This is a genomic window from Achromobacter aegrifaciens, from assembly GCF_902859735.1.
Taxonomy (GTDB): Bacteria; Pseudomonadota; Gammaproteobacteria; order Burkholderiales; family Burkholderiaceae_B; genus Achromobacter; species Achromobacter aegrifaciens.
In genome coordinates this window covers 101,861-119,753 of the sequence record NZ_CADIJY010000004.1, presented here as the reverse complement: position 1 = coordinate 119,753, position 17,893 = coordinate 101,861, and the positions used below count along the sequence as shown (strand labels likewise).

Below are 17,893 nucleotides of genomic sequence, written 5' to 3'. Positions count from 1 at the left end.
GACGCCGGCCGGTCGCGCCTGCTATGATTGCTGGATAAATATCCAGTCTTCCGGCCCGGCCGATGTTCCCCGCCTACCGTTACTACTATCTGCACAACTTCCAGCGCGCGCTGACGTGGGTGGGCGACCGCTACGCCGACCTGCTGGACGACGCCGAGCGCCGCTTCATGGCGGAATTTCCGGCCTTGCCGCAGGCATCCCAGGCCCTGATGGTGCGCATGCTGATGCGGCGCGGGCCATGGTTCCGCGCCAGTCGGCTGACCTACGAGGAGATCGGCGCGGCCGAGGCCGCCGCCGGGCCGCTGCTGCAATTGGGCTGGCTGGACGCGCAGGCGCCGATGACGCTGGATGAACTCTTCGGCCTGCATACCAAGCCGGAGCTGAATCGCATGTTTGCGCAGGTGCCGGCCAAGTCCGCCCCGCGCAAGGGCGATCTGCTGGAGGCCGTGCGCGTCGCGTGCGCGGATGCGCGGCCCTATGCGGACTGGAATCCCGCAGCGGACGAGCCAGTCTGGCGCGTGACCGTATCGGATGTCTGTGAGCGATTCCGCCTGATGTTCTTCGGCAATCTGCACCAGGACTGGTCGGAGTTCGTGCTGGCCGACCTGGGCGTATTCCAGTACGAGACCGTGCTGTTCGATGCCTCGTCGCGCGCCTTCCAGACGCGCGAAGACGTGGACTGCTATCTGGCGCTGCACGCTTGCCGCGTCGCGCTGGATGAGGGGGCGGATGCCGATGCGCTGATGCAGGCCGTGCAGGCCTGCGCCAGCGCCAACCCCTGGCTCGAAAAGCGTCGCGCCAAAGTGCTGTTGCGCATCGGGCAGTCCTGCGAGCGGTCGCAGGACTGGGACACCGCGCAGCGCGTGTACGAGGCCTGCGCATATCCTGGCGCGCGCCATCGCCGCATCCGCGTGTATGAACGCATGGCGCGGCACGGCGACGCGTTGGCCCTGGCTCTGCAGGCGCAGGCCCAACCTGAAAGCGAAGAGGAAAGCCAGCGCCTGGCGCGCATGCTGCCGCGGCTGTATCGCGGCGCGGGGCAGGGCGCTCCGGCGCGCGAGTCGGCTCCCGCCTTGCTGCGCACTGATCTGACGCTGGCGCGCCCGGCAGAGCGAACTTCGGTCGAATTCGTCACCCGCGATCACCTGCATCAGGACGACGCACCCGTGCACTACGTGGAAAACGCGCTGATCAATTCGCTGTTCGGACTGCTGTGCTGGCCCGCGGTGTTCGCGCCCTTGCCGGGCGCTTTCTTCCATCCGTTCCAGCGCGGTCCGGCGGACCTGGACGCGCCGGATTTCCATGAGCGCCGCGCGGCGCTGTTTGCGCAATGCCTGGCGCAGCTGGACACGCCGGGCTACCCCGACCTGATCCTGCAACGCTACGCCGAAAAATCCGGACTGCAATCGCCCTTTGTTTTCTGGGGCTCCCTGTCCGAGGACCTGCTGACGCAGGCGCTGGACTGCCTGCCTGCCGCCCACTTGAAGCTGTACTTCGAACGCCTGCTGCGCGACGTCAAGACCAACCGCTCCGGCTTGCCGGACCTGATCCGCTTCTGGCCGGCCGAGCGCCGCTATGAGCTGATCGAAGTCAAGGGGCCGGGCGACAAGCTGCAGGACAACCAGATCCGCTGGTTGCGGTACTGCGTGTCGCACGGCATGCCGGTGCGGGTGTGCCACGTCAGCTGGCGCGAGGACGCGGCATGAGCTACGCCGTGGCGGTGCGCGCCCTGTGCGAATTCACGGCGCGGGCGGGGGATCTGGACCTGCGCTTCACGCCTGCGCCTACGGGTCTGGAGGGCATGGCGGGCCATGCCGCCGTGACGGGGCGCCGGGGGCCGGATTACGAGACCGAGTTGGCGCTGTCCGGCCTGCATGAAAACCTGCTGGTGCGCGGCCGCGCCGATGGCTACGACCCCGTTGCCAATCAGCTCGAAGAGATCAAGACCTACCGCGGCCAGCTTGAAAGTGTGCGCGATAACCACCGCGCAGTGCATTGGGCGCAGGCCAAGGTGTACGGGCATCTGCTGTGCCAGGCGCGCGGACTCGCAAGCCTGCGCGTGGCGCTGGTGTACTACAACGTGGTCACCGAGGAAGAGACGGTGCTGGTGGAAACGCACGAGGCCGCCGCGCTGCAGGCGTTCTTCCGCGAGCAATGCGGAAGATTCCTGGCCTGGGCAGCGACCGAGCTTGCGCACCGCCAGGCGCGCGATGCGGCGTTGGAAGCGCTGAAGTTTCCGTACGGCGAGTTCCGCGCGGGGCAGCGCGAGCTCGCCGTGGCCACGTACCGCACGGCGCGCGACGGTGGCTGCCTGATGGCCCAGGCGCCCACCGGCATAGGCAAGACGCTGGGGACGATCTTCCCGCTGCTCAAGGCCAGCCCGGGCGCGGGCCTGGACAAGATTTTCTTCCTGGCCGCCAAGAGTCCGGGCCGCGGCCTGGCGCTTGAGGCGCTGGACACGGTCAACGCGCAGCCGGCTGCGCCCGGCTTGCGGGTGCTGGACTTGCAGGCGCGCGACAAGACCTGCGTCCACCCGGACCTGGCCTGCCACGGCGAGTCCTGCCCGCTGGCGCAGGGATTCTACGACCGCTTGCCGCAGGCGCGCGAAGCCGCGCTGTCGCATGCGCGGCTGGATGCCGCCACGGTGGCGGCCACCGCGCGCGAACACCAGGTCTGCCCGTACTACCTGTCGCAGGAGCTGATCCGCTGGAGCGACGTGGTGGTGGGCGACTACAACTACTACTACGACGCCACTGCGATGTTGTACGCCATGACGCAGGTGTACCAATGGAAGGTGGCGGTGCTGGTGGACGAGGCCCACAATCTGGTCGACCGGGCGCGCCGCATGTACACGGGCCAGCTCGACCAGGCCTCGCTCGTGGCGGCGCGCTACGCCGCGCCCAAGGGGTTGAAGAAGTCCCTGGATGGTTTGCAGCGCTCATGGAACGCGCTCAACAAGAAGCAGGCGGAGCGCTACCAGGCCTATGACGAGGTCGCGGCCGGCGTGCTGGCCGCGGTGCAGAAGGCGGTGGGCGCGATCATGGAGCACATGGCCGAGAACCCGCTGCCGCAGGACGATCCCGTGCTGGCGTTCTACTTCGAGGCCTTGCAATTCATGCGGCTGGCCGAGCAGTTCGGCTCGCACGCGCTGTTCGATGTGACCCTGTCGGACGCCAGCGCGGCCGGCGCCAAGACGCCGCCCTCCGTGCTGTGCGTGCGCAACGTGATCCCGGCGCCGTACCTCGCGGCGCGTTACGCGGCGGCGCATGCCACGGTGCTGTTCTCGGGCACGCTGAGCCCGCAGCAGTTCTACCGCGACACGCTGGGCCTGCCCGCGGCCACGCCCTGGCTGGACGTGGCCGCGCCATTCCAGGCCGAGCAGCTGGCGGTGCGGGTGGTGGGCAACGTATCCACGCGCTATCGCGACCGCGAGCGTTCGCTGGCGCCCATCGTCGAACTGATTGCGCGGCAATACGCCGAGCGGCCGGGGAACTACCTGGGTTTTCTCAGCAGTTTCGACTATCTGCGCCAGGTGTCGGACCTGATGCGTGAGCGCCATCCCGCGGTGCCGATCTGGCTGCAGACGCCGGGCATGGACGAGGCGGGCCGCGCGGCGTTCCTGGCGCACTTTACCGAAACGGGGCAGGGCGTAGGTTTCGCGGTGCTGGGCGGCGCATTTTCGGAAGGCGTGGACCTGCCCGGCAAGCGGCTGATCGGCGCGTTCATCGCCACGCTGGGGCTGCCGCAGGTGAATCCCGTGAACGAGAACATGAAGCGCGCCATGGACTTGCGCTATGGCGTGGAGAACGGCTACGACTACACCTACCTGTACCCCGGCATGCAGAAGGTGGTGCAGGCGGCGGGCCGCGTCATCCGCACGGAACACGACGTGGGCACGGTGCACCTGATCGACGACCGCTACCGCCGCGCCAAGGTGCGCGGGCTGCTGCCGGGCTGGTGGCGGATCGAGTGATCAGGCCGGGTGCAGTTCGGTCAGCGGCTGGCTGGGGTCGCGGCTGAGCTGGTACCCATACCAGAGGCTGCGCGCCATGCGCCGGGCCATTTCCTGGGCTGCGTCGGCCAGCGCCCGGTTGGGCAGGGCGTCGGTGGTCTCCTGCCATAGCGCCAGCCAGCGCTCGAACAGTTCTGCGCTGAGGTTCGGCATGGCGGCATGCTTGGGCATGGGCATGCCGGTGAAGCGGCGCGTGCCCAGCAGCACGGCGGACCAGAAATCCGACAGGGTCGCCAGATGCTCGTCCCAGTCGTGCACCTGGCTGTTGAAGACCGGGCCCAGCTGCGCGTCCGCGCGCGCCTTGCCGTAGAAGGCGTGCACCAGGTCGCGGATTTCGGCTTCGGTGCAGATGTCTGCGTCTGAGGTCAAGGTCGTCTCCTTGTGGGGCGGAAGGCGATCTTAGGGCGGGTGCGCCAGCCTGCGGTTTGATCTGGCGCAAGTTTTCCGGCCTGCCGCGGGATCCGGCGCGCCAAGCGCGGCGCCTGTGGTTTGCGTAGTATCGTCTGCCTGCGCGGCCGGCGTCCGGCAAGCGCGACCCCATATGATCAGGCGCCCCGAGTCGAAGGCGCGCCGCAAGGAGACCCGCATGACCATTGCCGCCCCGGCCGCAGCCGTCCCATTGAACGACATCGTGGCGATGCCCGCGCACGCGCTGTCCGAGGCGATCCGCAAGCGTCAGGTGTCCTGCCGCGAGGTCATGGCGGCCTACCTGGCGCACATCGACCGGGTCAATCCCAAGCTCAACGCCATCGTCGCCCGGCGCGACAGCGACGAACTGCTGCGCGAGGCCGATGAGCGCGACGCCCAATTGGCCGCGGGACAGTGGCTGGGCTGGCTGCATGGCATGCCGCAGGCGCCCAAGGACCTGACCGCCGTGCGCGGCATGGTCACGTCCATGGGCTCGCTGGTCTACAAGGACCAGGTCACGGCGCACGACTCCATCATCATCGAGCGCATGCGCGCGTCCGGCGCCATCTTCATCGGCCGCAGCAACGTGCCGGAGTTCGGCCTGGGCTCGCACACCTATAACCAGGTATATGGCGTCACGGGCAACCCCTACGATCCGTCCCGGACCGCGGGCGGCAGCAGCGGCGGCGCTGCGGCCGCGCTGGCGGCCCGCATGCTGCCGGTGGCGGACGGCAGCGATTTCGGCGGCTCGCTGCGCAATCCCGCGGCGTTCTGCAACGTCTACGGCATGCGCCCGTCCGCTGGCCGCGTGCCTTACGGACCGTCGACCGAGGTTTTCCTCAAGCAGCTGGCGGTTGAGGGGCCGATGGGCCGTACACCGCGCGACGTGGCCATGCTGCTGTCCGTGATGGCGGGGCCCGACCGCCGCGTGCCGCTGTCCCTGACCGGCGACCCGGCGCAGTTCGCGCAGTCCCTGGACGCCGACCTGCGGGGCAAGCGCGTGGGCTGGCTGGGCGACTGGAATGGCTACCTGCCGATGGAGGCGGGCATTCTGGAACTGTGCGAGCAGGCGCTGGCCGGCCTGGCGCAGACCGGCTGCGAGGCGGTCGACTACCAGGTGCCATTCGCCGGCGAACGCCTTTGGCGCATCTGGCTGGCTCACCGCCACTTGATGGTGGGCGGACAACTGCACCCCCTCGTCCACAATCCCGAAACCCGCAAGCTGGTGAAGCCGGCCGTGGTCTGGGAAGTCGAAGGGCTGGAAGGCATGACGGCGCGGCAGGTTTACCAGGCCACCGAAGAGCGCAGCGCCTGGTACCAGACCGTGCAGCGCATGTTCGACGACGTGGATTATCTGGCGGTGCCGTCGGCCCAGGTCTTCCCCTTCGACGCGGCGCTGGACTGGCCCAAGGAGATCGCCGGGCGTCCCATGGACACTTATCACCGCTGGATGGAGACCGTCACGCCCTGGACGCTGGCGGGCTGCCCGGTGATCAGCGTGCCGGTGGGATTCAACGCCGCAGGGCTGCCCATGGGCATGCAGCTTATCGGGCCGCCGCAGGCGGACCTGGCTGTGCTGCAGCTTGCGCACGCCTATGGGCAGGCGCAAGACTGGGTGCAATCCCGTCCGCCCGCGGCGCTTTGGAGCGGCGCCGCCTGAAAACGGGTCCGGTACGCATTGTTGCGGGAAAAGACAAGCCCTTGTAAGAGGGCTTTGCTTTTTTCCGACGCAAAGCGCCATATTTCCCGCAATTTCGGCGTTTTCCGTGGCTGTCAGCGTTTGCCTTTGCAATAATTGTCAACCAACTCACAACATCCCGTAATAAATGGACAGCCTTGTGTCCCCGGTTCTGTTCCAGAATATTTCGGTCCAATCGACGAGTTGATTTTGCATAGAGGTCTCCCGGCATGAAGAATCTGACACTACGCCAGCGCATCCTGGCCAGCTTCCTGGCGATTCTGGCCATCATGGCGTTGATGGTGGTGATGGATTACCGGCGCCTGCTGGTCATCGAGTCGGAAGTCGAGCTGATCAACAATGATGCCGTGCCCGGCATCTACTACAGCACTTCGATCCGGGCCTCCTGGTTCGCCGGCTTCGTGCTGGTGCAGGACGCGTTCAACATGGAGACGGACCAGGAACGCAGCCGCATCCTGGCGGGTCTGCCCGAGACCGATAAGTTGCTGGCGGACGATATCGAGCAATACCGTCGCACCATCGCGCGCGCCGACGACCGGCAGATGTTCGAGGAGTTCGAGAAGGAACTGCAGGAGTACAGACGCATCCGCGCCAACATTCTTGCGCCTGCCGCGCTGGCGGACCCGGCGCGGGCGCAGGCGCTGATCAAGGCGGAACTGCGGCCGGCGTTCTACAAGGGCCGCGACATCCTCGCCAGGATGGTGCAGGAAAACAAGAAACAGGCCGACGAAGCGGCCGTCGCCATCAAGCAATCGGTGAACAGCGCCGAAACGCGCATGCTGCTGTCGCTGGGCCTGGCGATCGTGGCCGCCATCATCTGCGGCATCCTGCTGATGCGCGCCATCGCCAACCCCATGCGCGCCATCGTCAAGACCTTGGAGGCCACCGGCGGCGGCGATCTGACACGGCGACTGACGCTGGCGCGCAAGGACGAATTCAACGCCATCGAGACCGGCTTCAATGGCATGGTTGACGAGCTGACCGGTCTGGTTGGCAAGACGCAGCGCTCCGCGGTGCAGGTGGCCACCTCCGTCACCGAGATCGCGGCCACTTCCAAGCAGCAGCAGGCGACGGCCTCCGAAGTCGCCGCCACCACGACCGAGATCGGCGTGACCTCGCGCGAAATCTCCGCCACCTCGCGCGAGCTGGTGCGCACCATGGCCGAAGTCTCCGGCGCGGCCGAGCAGACCGCGGCGCTGGCGGGCAGCGGCCAGGTGGGCCTGGCGCGCATGGAAGACACCATGCGCAACGTGGTCGGGGCGGCGGGTTCGGTCAACGCCAAGCTGGCGATCCTGAACGAGAAGGCCGGCAACATCACGCAAGTGGTTACTACGATCACGAAAGTGGCGGACCAGACCAACCTGCTGTCGCTGAACGCGGCGATCGAAGCCGAGAAGGCCGGCGAATACGGCCGCGGCTTCGTGGTGGTGGCGACCGAGATCCGCCGGCTGGCGGACCAGACCGCCGTCGCCACCTACGACATCGAGCAGATGGTGCGCGAGATCCAGTCGTCGGTGTCTGCCGGCGTCATGGGCATGGACAAGTTCTCCGAGGAAGTGCGACGCGGCATGGCCGACATGCAGCAGGTGGGCGACCAGCTGTCGCAGATCATCCAGCAGGTGCAGACGCTGGCGCCGCGCGTGCAAATGGTCAACGAAGGCATGCAGGCGCAGGCCACCGGCGCCGAACAGATCAACCAGGCCCTGCAGCAGCTGAGCGACGCCGCCCAGCAGACCGTGGAATCGCTGCGCCAGTCCACGCTGGCGATCGAAGAACTGACGCTGGTCGCCAACGACCTGCGCAGCGGCGTTTCGCGCTTCAAGGTGTGATGGTTGCCATGGCGCAGCGCGCTCCCTCTGCTGCGGCCGGACGCCGGCTGTACCTGCTGTTCCGCATCGGCGGCGACCGCTATGCGCTGGACGCAAGAGACATCGCCGAGGTGCTGGGCCTGCGCCCGTTCAAGCAGGTGCCGGGCGCGCCGGCGTGGGTGGCCGGCGTGATGGACCGCCGCGGCGTGGCTGTCCCCGTCATCGACATGAGCGCGCTGGCGGGGGGCGGCGCGGCCGCCGCCGTCACCAGCACCCGGCTGGCCCTGGTGCGCTATCAGGCGCAGTCGGACGGGCCGGAACATCTGCTGGGGCTGATCCTGGAGCAGGCGACCGAAACCGTGCACTACGATCCCGCAGCGTTTCAGTCCGGCGGCCTGGACAATCCGCAGGCGCGCTATCTGGGCGCGGTGCTCGGCGATGCCGACGGCATGGTGCAGGCTGTCAACGTGCGCGACCTGCTGCCTGCGCCCGTGCGGGCGCTGTTGTTTCCCGCCGACGCCGCAGGCGCGGCGCGCGAGGCGCGGCCATGATGCTGATCGACGAGTTCAGCGCCTTGCTCAAGCGGCGCATGGGCCTGGATAGCGGCTCCATCGGCAAGGCCGCCGTCGAGCGCGCGGTGCGGCGCAGAATGGGCATGGCCGGCATTGCCGATGAGCAGGATTACCTGTGGCAGGTGCAGGCGGCGCCTGCCGAGATGCAGCAGCTCATCGAAGCGGTCATCGTGCCGGAGACCTGGTTTTTCCGTTATCCCGAATCGCAGGCGGCCATGGCCGCGCTGGCGCGGGCGCGCCTGTACGCCACGGGCGCCGAAGGCCGTGTGTTGCGCGTGTTGAGCGTGCCCTGTTCCAGCGGCGAGGAGCCTTACTCCATCGCCATGGCGCTGCTGGACGCCGGCGTGCCCGCCGAACGTTTCCAGATCGACGCCTTCGACATCAGCGTGCGCATGGTCGAATTCGCGCGGCGCGGCCTGTACGGCCGCAATTCATTCCGCGGCGATGACCTGGGGTACCGTGACCGCTATTTTTCGGAGACCGCCGACGGCCACCAACTGGCCGCCCACGTGGCGGCGCAGGTGCGGTTCCAGGCCGGCAATCTGTTCGATCCCGATCTGCTGGCAGGGGTGGCGCCCTATGACTTTGTGTTCTGCCGCAATCTGCTCATCTATTTCGACGCGGCAACGCAGGCCCGCGCCGTGCAGGTGCTGCGCAGCTTTATGCGCGAGGATGGCGTGCTTTTCGTCGGCCCGGCCGAAACCACCTTGCTGACCGGCCGCAGGCTGCCGGCAGTGCCCATGGCGCGTTCGTTCGCCTTCCTGGCCAAGCCGCTGCCCCCGCCGGCCGAGCCTGTCGCGCCGGCGGCAGCGCGGCCCATCGTGCACAGCTGGACGCCGCCCAGGCGGCCGCTGGCCCAGGCGCCGGAGCCCGGCCTGCCCCTGGCGCATGCGCCCATACCGGCGATACCCGCGGCGCCCGTGGTCGCCTCGGCCGGATTGCGCGACGCGCAGGCCTCCTTGCGCCATATCGCGGCCCTGGCCGACCAGGGCCGGGTGCAGGACGCCATGGCGCAGTGCCAGGCGCACATAGGCACCCACGGCGCCAGCGCCGAGGCCCTGTATCTGCAAGGCTTGCTGCAGGACGCGGCAGGCGACGCGCGGCAGGCGCAAGCGGCCTACCGCAAGGCGCTCTATCTCGATCCGACCCATCGCGAAGCCCTGCTGCATCTGGCCGCGCTGGTGGCGTCGGACGGCGATCACGAAGCGGCCAGCCGCCTGCAGGCGCGCGCGGCTCGCGGGGAGGCGCGACGTGGTTGAAATCATGGGCGTGCTGTCCGACGTGGACGACTGCTGGAACCGCATCGGCATCCGCGGCGACAAGAGTTGCGCGCAATTGGCCGACCACGTGCATTGCCGCAATTGTCCGGTCTATGCGGCGGCGGCCAAGCGCATACTTGACCGTCTGCCGCCGCAAATGGAAGAGCAGGGCGCCGAAGAGGCCCAGCAGGAGCGCGCCAGGCTGTCTTCGCTGCTGGTGTTCCGCGTGCACCGCGAATGGCTGGGGCTGCCGACCCGGGCGCTGGACGAAGTGGCCGGCACCCGCAGCATCCTGAGCCTGCCGCACCGGCGCGATCCGGCGATGCTGGGCGTGACCAATGTGCGCGGCTCCCTCACTGTGTGCGTGTCGCTGGCGCGCCTGCTGGGCCTGGAGGCGGCAGCGGAGGACGCGCGCGAGCGGCCCGCCACGGCGCGCATGCTGATACTGGGCGGCGCAGGCCGCGCGGTGGTCGTGCCGGTGGATGAGGTCGAAGGCATGCACGCCGTGGACCTGGACGGGCTGGAGCCCCTGCCCGCGACCGTGGAGGGTGCAAGCCTCAAGTACTCGCGCGGCATGGCCCGCTGCGGCGGCCGCGCCGTGGGCGTGTTGGACGAGACCTTGCTGATGCAAGCTTTGGAACGGAGCCTGGCGTGAATCCGGATCAGATGCGCGATGCCTCGCTTCTGGAATTGTTCCAGCTGGAGACCCGCACCCAGGTGGAGGTGCTGAACAAGGGCCTGCTGGCCCTGGAGCACGACCCCACGTCCGCGCCGCAGCTGGAAGCCTGCATGCGCGCGGCCCATTCGCTCAAGGGCGCGGCCCGCATCGTCGATCTGCATCCGGCGGTGCGCATCGCGCACGCCATGGAGGATTGCCTGGTTGAGGCGCGCGAAGGCCGGCTACGGCTGCAGGCCGCGGACATCGACGCCCTGCTGATGGGCGCGGACCTGTTGCAGCGCGTGGCCACGCCGGGTGTGGAGCTGGGTAGCGAGATCGACGAGCTGGTGAAGCGCCTGAGCAATGCGCCTGCGTTGCCGGCAGCGCAGGCTGCCGCGCCGGCCCCCAAGCCCTCGGATTTCCTGCCGCCGATTCCGGTCCTGGATGAACCGCCCGCCGCAGCGGTGCAAAGGCGCAGTTCGGACGCGGGATTGGGCGAGGGCGAACGCGTGCTGCGCGTGACGGCTGACACGCTCAACAAATTGCTGGGCCTGTCCAGCGAGACCCTGGTGGAGTCGCACTGGATCGCGCCCTTTGGCGCGTCCATGCTGCGTCTGAAGCGCATGCAGGCGGGCGCGGTCCAGGCGTTGGACGGCGTGCGCGCGGCCCTGGCGGGCCAGGCGCTGGACGCGCAGGCGCAAGCCGCGCTGGACGATGCCCTGCGCATCGTCCAGCAATGCCAGCAGGAGCTGTCGCAGCGCACCAGCGAGGTCGACGAATTCGGCTGGCGCATGGGCCACCTGGCCCAGCGCCTATACGACACCGCGCTGGCCTGCCGCATGCGGCCGTTCGGCGACGGGGTGGGAGGCATGGCGCGCATGGTCCGCGACGTAGGCCGCGCGCTGGGCAAGCAGGTGCGGCTGGAAATCGAAGGCGAGTCCACCCAGGTGGATCGCGACATCCTGGAAAAGCTCGACGCGCCGCTGATGCACCTGTTGCGCAACGCGGTGGACCACGGCATCGAGATGCCGCAGGACCGGCTGGCGGCGGGCAAGCCGGCCGAAGGCCGGATCCGGCTGTCGGCGCGCCATGCGGCCGGCATGCTGCTGATTGAACTCAGCGACGACGGCGCCGGCATTTCGCTGGACCGGCTGCGCGTGGAAGTGGTGCAGCGCAAGCTGGCCAGCGCGGAAACCGCGGCCCGGCTGACCGAGGCCGAGCTGCTGGAGTTCCTGTTCCTGTCGGGATTCAGCACGCGCGGCGAAGTCACGGAGATCTCGGGGCGCGGTGTGGGGTTGGACGTGGTGCAGACCATGGTGCGCCAGTTGCGCGGCGCGGTGCGCATCCAGCAGCAGACGGGGCAGGGCACCCGTTTCATGCTGGAGATGCCCTTGTCGCTCTCGGTGGTGCGCAGCCTGCTGGTCGAGGTGCAGGAAGAGATCTACGCATTCCCGCTGGCCTACGTCAACCACGCGCTGCAAGTGCGCGCCGAAGACATCGAACAGCTCGAAGGGCATCAGCATTTCCGCTTCATGGACCGGCAGATCGGGCTGGTGTCCGCGCGCCAGATCCTGCGCACGGGCGGCGCCGGGCCGGCCTCCGAAACGGTATGCGTGGTGCTGGTGGGCGACCACGACCGGCTTTATGGCGTTGCCGTGGACCGTTACGTGGGCGAGCGCACGCTGGTGGTGCAGCCGCTGGACCCGCGTCTGGGCAAGGTGCAGGACGTGATGGCGGGCGCATTGATGGACGATGGCACGCCGCTGCTGATCCTCGACGTGGAAGACATGCTGGTGTCGGTGCAGAAGCTGGTGGAAGGCGGACAGCTGAGCCGGGTGGACGGCGCGGGCGCGGCCGAACAGGCGCGGCGGCGCAAGCGCGTGCTGGTGGTGGACGACTCGCTTACGGTGCGGGAGCTGGAGCGCAAGCTGCTGTTGAACCGCGGCTTCGACGTGGCCGTGGCCGTGGACGGCATGGACGGCTGGAACATGTTGCGCAGCGAGTCGTTCGACCTGGTCGTGACCGACGTGGACATGCCGCGCATGGACGGCATTGAACTGGTGTCGCGCATCAAGGCCGATCCCAAGCTGCAGGGCCTGCCGGTGATGGTGGTGTCGTACAAGGACAGGGAAGAGGACAGGAGGCGCGGGCTGGACGCCGGCGCCGACTATTATCTGGCGAAGGGCAGCTTCCATGATGACGCGCTGCTCGACGCGGTGGAAGACCTGATCGGAAAGGCGCGCACGTGAGAGTCGGAATCGTCAACGACATGCCGATGGCAGTGGAAGTGCTGCGGCGCGCGATCGCGCTGGAGCCGGGGCTGGACCTCGCCTGGGTCGCGACCAACGGCCAGGAGGCCGTGGACCTGTGCGCCCGCGACCGGCCGGACGTGGTGCTGATGGACCTCATCATGCCCATCATGGACGGCGTCGAAGCCACGCGCCGCATCATGGCCGAAACACCCTGCGCGATCGTGGTGGTGACCGCCGACGTGGCGCGCCATACCTCGCGCGTATTCGACGCCATGGGCCACGGGGCGCTGGACGCAGCAGACACGCCGGTAATCGGCAGCGGCGACATGCGCATGGCGGCGGCGCCGCTGCTGCGCAAGATCCGCAACGTGGGCTGGCTGATCGGCCGCTATGGCAAGCGGCCCGCCCTGACGCCGGTGGCCCGGCCCATGCAACAGGCCGACGCCAAGCGCCTCCTGGTCATCGGCGCATCGGCTGGCGGTCCGCCGGCGCTGGCGCAGCTGCTGAAGGGAATACCGCCGGAGTTTCCCGCCGGCATCGTGCTGGTACAGCACGTGGACGCCTCGTTTGCCGCGGGCATGGCGGACTGGCTCAATGAACAGGCGCCGCTGCCCGTCAGGCTGGTGCGCGAGGGCGAATGGCCCGAACCCGGCCAGATATTGCTGGCCGGCACCGGCGACCATCTGCACATGCTGGCCGACGGCACGCTGCGCTACACCGAAACCCCTAAGGAAAGCCTGTACCGGCCTTCCATCGACGTTTTTTTCCATAGCGTGGCGCAGCACTGGCGCGGCCTGGCCGTCGGCGTGCTGCTGACGGGCATGGGCCAGGACGGCGCGCGCGGGCTGAAGGCGCTGCGCGAGCGCGGTTACCTGACCATTGCACAGGACCAGGCCAGCAGCGCCGTCTATGGCATGCCCAAGGCCGCGGCGGCCATGCAGGCGGCCGTGGAAATCCGCCCATTGGACCAAATCGCTCCTCGCGTGATCCAGGCTTTTGCCTGAGCGCGCGGACCTCGACAGCATTCAAGGACTCACTATGCAACCTCCCATTGACAGCTCGGCTTCGGCGAACCTGCATTCGCATGCGGCCATGGTGTTGCTCGTCGACGACCAGGTGATGGTCGGCGAGGCCATCAGGCGGGCCCTGGCCACGGAGGGCAACATCGACTTCCACTATTGCTCTGATCCGGAAAAGGCGCTGGCCGTGGCGATCCAGACCCGGCCCACCGTCATCCTGCAGGACCTGGTGCTGCCGGGCGTGGATGGACTGAGCCTGGTGCAGGAATACCGTGGTCATCCAGTGACGCGCGATATCCCCATCATCGTGCTGTCCACCAAGGAAGATCCGGCGATCAAGAGCGCGGCCTTTGCCGCCGGCGCCAACGACTATCTGGTCAAGCTGCCCGACTCCATCGAGCTGGTGGCGCGCATCCGCTACCACTCGCGCTCCTACCTGGCCCTGGTGCAGCGCGACGAGGCCTACCAGGCCTTGCGCCAGAGCCAGCAGCAACTGCTGGAAAGCAATATGGAGTTGCGCCGGCTGACCAATTCCGACGGACTGACGGGCCTGGGCAACCGCCGTTATTTCGACGAATACCTCAATGCCGAGTGGCAGCGTGCGCGCCGCGACGGCCGCGAAATCAGCATGCTCATGATCGACGTGGACCACTTCAAGGCCTACAACGACACCTACGGCCACATCGCTGGCGACGAGGCGCTCAAGCGGGTGGCCAACACCATCTTCGCCAGTTGCGACCGGTCCACCGACCTGGCGGCGCGCTTTGGCGGCGAGGAGTTCGCGCTGGTGCTGCCTGGCACCCCGGCCGGCAGCGCGCGCCTGGCCGCCGAGAAGCTGCGCCGCGCGGTGGAAGCCTTGCAGATTCCGCAGAAGGACACTGGCGACGGCCCGTGGCTGACGGTCAGCATAGGCACGGCGACGGCGGTGCCGCAAGGCGACCAGCCCTGCACCGACCTGATCCAGGTGGCCGACCGCGGTCTCTATCAAGCCAAGCGGCAGGGCCGCAACCGCGTCGTTCCCGGCGTGATGTAGGGCGCGGCCGCAGGCAGGCTGCGCCAGCCATCCTCCGCGGGTTTCATGATTTTCCTGTCGATTGCGCCAAGTTGAGGTAATCAGGCAGCGCCTTTCAGGAAATCCCCATAAGGGGAAATATTGTTTCTCACTGTCCTCGCCGGACGATGCAAGCGGAAGGACTCTTGCGGCCGGCTACTGTCATTCTTCCATGCAGCCCGAGGCGGGCGGCGCTATTGTTTTCGCATGCGTGAAGCGCCAGCCCGACGGCCCGGCCGGGCACCCGGAAACCAGACAGAGAGGCATAGCATGAGTTACTCCAGCTACCACAAGAAGGACATTTTCGGCCGCCCGCTGCATGCCGAAACCCAGATGATGTCGTACGGCTTCGACCCCTTCCTGTCGGAGGGCGCGGTCAAGCCGCCGGTGTTCCTGACGTCTACCTTCGCGTTCCGCTCGGCCGAGGATGGCGCGGCGTTCTTCGATCTGGTTTCGGGCCGCAAACCCTTGCCCCAGGGCGAGTCCGCGGGGCTGGTGTACAGCCGCTTCAACCATCCCAACCTGGAAATCGTCGAGGACCGCCTGGCGCTGCTGGATGGTTCGGAAGACGCCGCGGTGACCTCCAGCGGCATGTCGGCGATCAGCGCCGTGTTCCTGGCATTCTTGCGGCCCGGCGATCAATTGGTGCAATCCGTGCCGCTGTATGGCGGCACCGAAACCCTGATCTCCAAGATTTTCCCGGAGTGGGGGATAGGTTCGCATGCCGTCGAGGACGGCCTGTCGGCCAAGAGCATGCGCACAGCGCTGGAGGCCGCGGCGGCGCAGGGGCCGGTGCGTCTGTTTTTTGTTGAAACGCCCGCCAATCCGACCAATGCCTTGATCGATTTCGAGGCCATGAAGAATGAGCTGGACGCCTTCGAAGCGCGGCACGGCTATCGTCCCGTGTCGGTGTGCGACAACACCCTGCTGGGCCCGATCTTCCAGAAACCGGCCGAGCATGGCGTGGACCTGTGCGTGTATTCGCTGACCAAGTATGTGGGCGGCCATAGCGACCTGGTTGCGGGCGCGGTCACCGGCAGCAAGACGCTGGTCAAGAAGGTGCGAGCCATCCGCAGCGCGTTCGGCTCGCAGCTGGACCCGCATTCCTGCTGGATGATCACGCGTTCGATGGAGACCGTGGTGCTGCGCATGAAGCAGGCCGCGCGCACGGCGACCAAGGTGGCCCAGTGGCTGTCCGGCAATCCGCATGAAAAAGTGCAGATTTTCCATCCGGAGATGATTGCGGACCGGGCCTACCAGGAAGTCTACAAACGCCAGTGCACCGGTCCGGGTTCGACCTTCGCCTTCGTGCTTGAGGGCGGGCGCGCCAAGGCGTTCCGCTTCATCAACGCGCTGCATCTGTTCAAGTCGGCCGTCAGCCTGGGCGGCACCGAATCGCTGATCTGCCATCCGGCGTCCACCACGCATTCTGGCGTTCCGGCGGCCGAGCGCGACGCGGCTGGCGTGTCCGAGGGGCTGGTGCGCGTGTCGATCGGACTGGAGCACGAGGAAGACCTGATCGCCGACATGGACCACGCCTTCCGCAACTGCTGAGCCGGGGCCGGCATGGCAGGCCTGTTTCAGGCCGCCATGCGCCGCCGGTTGAACAGCACGAACCCCGCCGTGACCAGCAGCATCAGAGCCGCGGTGGCGATGACTGCGGCATAGCCCGTGTCGAAGGCGGTCTTGGCCAGGCGGGTCAAGGCCATGCCCAGGTCCGACGACAGTCCGTCCGCCACGATCAGGGCCTGGTCCAGGCTGTCGCGCGCCAGGTCGGACTGGGGCAGGCCAACCGGCACGGCAAGCGTGTGCGCATAGACGCCGGACAGGATCGATCCCATCAGGGTGACGCCCAGCGCGCCGCCCAGCTCGTACGACACCTCTTCGATCGAGGCCGCCATGCCGGCGCGCTCCGGGGTGGCGCTCTGCATGATGGTGCTGGACGCCGCGGTCATGGTGGCGCCTATGCCGGCGCCCAGTACGCACAGGCTGACCATCTGCGGCAGCAGCGCCGCGTCATAGCTCAGGAGGTAGCCGGTCATGCCCAGCCCCGACACCAGCAACGACAGGAACAGCATGGTGGCGCTGTTGACGCGGCCCAGCAGCCAGCCCGCCAGCGGACCCGCGATGAAAGCGGCCAGCGACAGCGGCAGGATGAAGAGCGCGGCTTCAAGCGGCGACATGCCCATGACCAGCTGCAGCCGCTGGCTGAACACCAGCTCCATGCCCAGCAGCGCAGCGGCGGCGAACAGCGCAGCCGCCACGGCCGAACTGAAGCTGAGGTTGCGGAAGATGGCGAAGTCGATCAGCGGATAAGGCCGCGCGCGCTGGCGCCGCACGAACACGGCGAGCATGGCCGCGCCCGCAGCGCAGGCCAGGCCGGCGTCGCGCCAGGACGGGTCGGTCTTGCCCAGTTCCTTCAGCGCGTAGGCGCACAGGATCAGGCCTGCCATCACCTGCAACGAGCCCGGCAGGTCCCAGGGGCGGGAGGCGTCCGGACGGCTGGCAGGAATCAGGCGCCAGGCCAGCGGCAGCGCCAGCAGCACGATGGGCACGTTGATGAGGAACACGGAACCCCACCAGAAATGCTCCAGCAGCACGCCGCCCACCACCGGGCCGACAGCGGCGCCGCCCGAGGCAACCGAGGCCCATACGCCGATGGCGATGGCGCGTTCGCGCTCGTCGGCGAAGGTCAGGCGCAGGATGGACAGCGTGGCAGGCATCATCATGGCGGCGCCCACGGCCAGCAGCGCGCGCGCCGCGATCAGCGTGGCCGCGCCGGGCGAGTAGGCCGCGCACAGGGACGCCGTGCCGAACACGACCAGCCCCGCCATGAACAGGCGCTTGTGGCCGAGGCGGTCGCCCAGCGTACCCATGCCCAGCAGCAGGCCGGACACGACCAGCGCGTAGATGTTCACGATCCACAGCTTTTCCGACGCGTTGACGTTCAATTCATGCGTGAGCCGGGGCAGGGCGGTATAGAGGACGGTCATGTCGACCACGATCAACAGCAAGGCGCTGGACACGATGGCCAGCACCAGCCAGCGGCCGGGCGCGGCCGTGGCGACAGCGTTCGGTTCAGTCCGCTGCATGGTTCTACTCCTGAAACTGAAACGCCTGCCGCGCCGCGAACGCGGGCGGGGCCGGGATTGGCC

13 protein-coding genes are annotated in these 17,893 nt (G+C 67.9%); 11 read left to right on the top strand and 2 right to left on the bottom strand.

What is annotated here, in order from left to right; all coding sequences use genetic code 11:
- Window positions 1-62 precede the first annotated feature (62 nt).
- A complete protein-coding gene (locus tag HV766_RS13540; RefSeq protein ID WP_175181303.1) occupies window positions 63-1,706 on the top strand; it encodes a VRR-NUC domain-containing protein in 1,644 nt (547 codons plus the stop codon).
- The gene (locus tag HV766_RS13535; RefSeq protein ID WP_175181302.1) at window positions 1,703-3,973 is read left to right on the top strand and encodes an ATP-dependent DNA helicase; all 2,271 of its coding nucleotides are present in this window, start codon (window positions 1,703-1,705) and stop codon (window positions 3,971-3,973) included. The genes HV766_RS13540 and HV766_RS13535 overlap by 4 nt, the downstream gene beginning before the upstream one ends.
- On the opposite strand, the gene HV766_RS13530 is transcribed toward HV766_RS13535, so the two are convergent.
- The gene (locus HV766_RS13530; protein ID WP_119451386.1) at window positions 3,974-4,381 is read right to left on the bottom strand and encodes a group III truncated hemoglobin; all 408 of its coding nucleotides are present in this window, start codon (window positions 4,379-4,381) and stop codon (window positions 3,974-3,976) included.
- Window positions 4,382-4,598: 217 nt separating this feature from the next.
- Here HV766_RS13530 and HV766_RS13525 point away from each other — a divergent pair, with 217 nt between their 5' ends.
- The 9 genes from HV766_RS13525 (at window position 4,599) to HV766_RS13485 (ending at window position 16,292) form a co-directional block, all read left to right on the top strand.
- Window positions 4,599-6,080: an amidase gene (locus tag HV766_RS13525; RefSeq protein WP_175181301.1), complete on the top strand. Its 1,482-nt coding sequence runs from the start codon at window positions 4,599-4,601 to the stop codon at window positions 6,078-6,080.
- 248 nt (window positions 6,081-6,328) lie between these two features.
- Complete coding sequence (locus HV766_RS13520; RefSeq protein ID WP_054456378.1) at window positions 6,329-7,948, top strand: methyl-accepting chemotaxis protein; 1,620 nt, start codon at window positions 6,329-6,331, stop codon at window positions 7,946-7,948.
- Entirely contained in the window at window positions 7,948-8,478 is a 531-nt protein-coding gene (locus tag HV766_RS13515; protein ID WP_082401156.1) for a chemotaxis protein CheW, read from the top strand. The genes HV766_RS13520 and HV766_RS13515 overlap by 1 nt, the downstream gene beginning before the upstream one ends.
- Entirely contained in the window at window positions 8,475-9,758 is a 1,284-nt protein-coding gene (locus HV766_RS13510) for a CheR family methyltransferase (RefSeq protein WP_175181300.1), read from the top strand. Before HV766_RS13515 ends, HV766_RS13510 begins: the two co-directional genes overlap by 4 nt.
- Window positions 9,759-9,762: 4 nt before the next feature.
- Window positions 9,763-10,413, top strand: a complete 651-nt coding sequence (locus HV766_RS13505; RefSeq protein ID WP_175181489.1) for a chemotaxis protein CheW — start codon at window positions 9,763-9,765, stop codon at window positions 10,411-10,413.
- Entirely contained in the window at window positions 10,410-12,665 is a 2,256-nt protein-coding gene (locus HV766_RS13500) for a hybrid sensor histidine kinase/response regulator (RefSeq protein WP_175181299.1), read from the top strand. The genes HV766_RS13505 and HV766_RS13500 overlap by 4 nt, the downstream gene beginning before the upstream one ends.
- Window positions 12,662-13,672, top strand: a complete 1,011-nt coding sequence (locus HV766_RS13495) for a chemotaxis response regulator protein-glutamate methylesterase (RefSeq protein WP_175161415.1) — start codon at window positions 12,662-12,664, stop codon at window positions 13,670-13,672. The genes HV766_RS13500 and HV766_RS13495 overlap by 4 nt, the downstream gene beginning before the upstream one ends.
- A gap of 34 nt (window positions 13,673-13,706) precedes the next feature.
- Window positions 13,707-14,720, top strand: a complete 1,014-nt coding sequence (locus tag HV766_RS13490; protein WP_054456382.1) for a response regulator — start codon at window positions 13,707-13,709, stop codon at window positions 14,718-14,720.
- A gap of 288 nt (window positions 14,721-15,008) precedes the next feature.
- Window positions 15,009-16,292, top strand: a complete 1,284-nt coding sequence (locus HV766_RS13485) for a cystathionine gamma-synthase family protein (RefSeq protein ID WP_054456383.1) — start codon at window positions 15,009-15,011, stop codon at window positions 16,290-16,292.
- Between the two features lie 26 nt (window positions 16,293-16,318).
- Here HV766_RS13485 and HV766_RS13480 read toward each other — a convergent pair whose 3' ends face one another.
- Window positions 16,319-17,830 (bottom strand): MFS transporter, encoded by a 1,512-nt coding sequence (locus HV766_RS13480; protein WP_054456384.1) that lies wholly within the window; start codon window positions 17,828-17,830, stop codon window positions 16,319-16,321.
- Window positions 17,831-17,893 lie beyond the last annotated feature (63 nt).

Coding starts and splice junctions, on each gene's coding strand:
- HV766_RS13485 (WP_054456383.1), top strand. CDS start 15,009: ATGAGTTACTCCAGCTACCACAAGAAGGACATTTTCGGCCGCCCGCTG.
- HV766_RS13520 (WP_054456378.1), top strand. CDS start 6,329: ATGAAGAATCTGACACTACGCCAGCGCATCCTGGCCAGCTTCCTGGCG.
- HV766_RS13515 (WP_082401156.1), top strand. CDS start 7,948: ATGGTTGCCATGGCGCAGCGCGCTCCCTCTGCTGCGGCCGGACGCCGG.
- HV766_RS13505 (WP_175181489.1), top strand. CDS start 9,763: ATGGGCGTGCTGTCCGACGTGGACGACTGCTGGAACCGCATCGGCATC.
- HV766_RS13510 (WP_175181300.1), top strand. CDS start 8,475: ATGATGCTGATCGACGAGTTCAGCGCCTTGCTCAAGCGGCGCATGGGC.
- HV766_RS13490 (WP_054456382.1), top strand. CDS start 13,707: ATGCAACCTCCCATTGACAGCTCGGCTTCGGCGAACCTGCATTCGCAT.
- HV766_RS13480 (WP_054456384.1), bottom strand. CDS start 17,830: ATGCAGCGGACTGAACCGAACGCTGTCGCCACGGCCGCGCCCGGCCGC.
- HV766_RS13535 (WP_175181302.1), top strand. CDS start 1,703: ATGAGCTACGCCGTGGCGGTGCGCGCCCTGTGCGAATTCACGGCGCGG.
- HV766_RS13525 (WP_175181301.1), top strand. CDS start 4,599: ATGACCATTGCCGCCCCGGCCGCAGCCGTCCCATTGAACGACATCGTG.
- HV766_RS13540 (WP_175181303.1), top strand. CDS start 63: ATGTTCCCCGCCTACCGTTACTACTATCTGCACAACTTCCAGCGCGCG.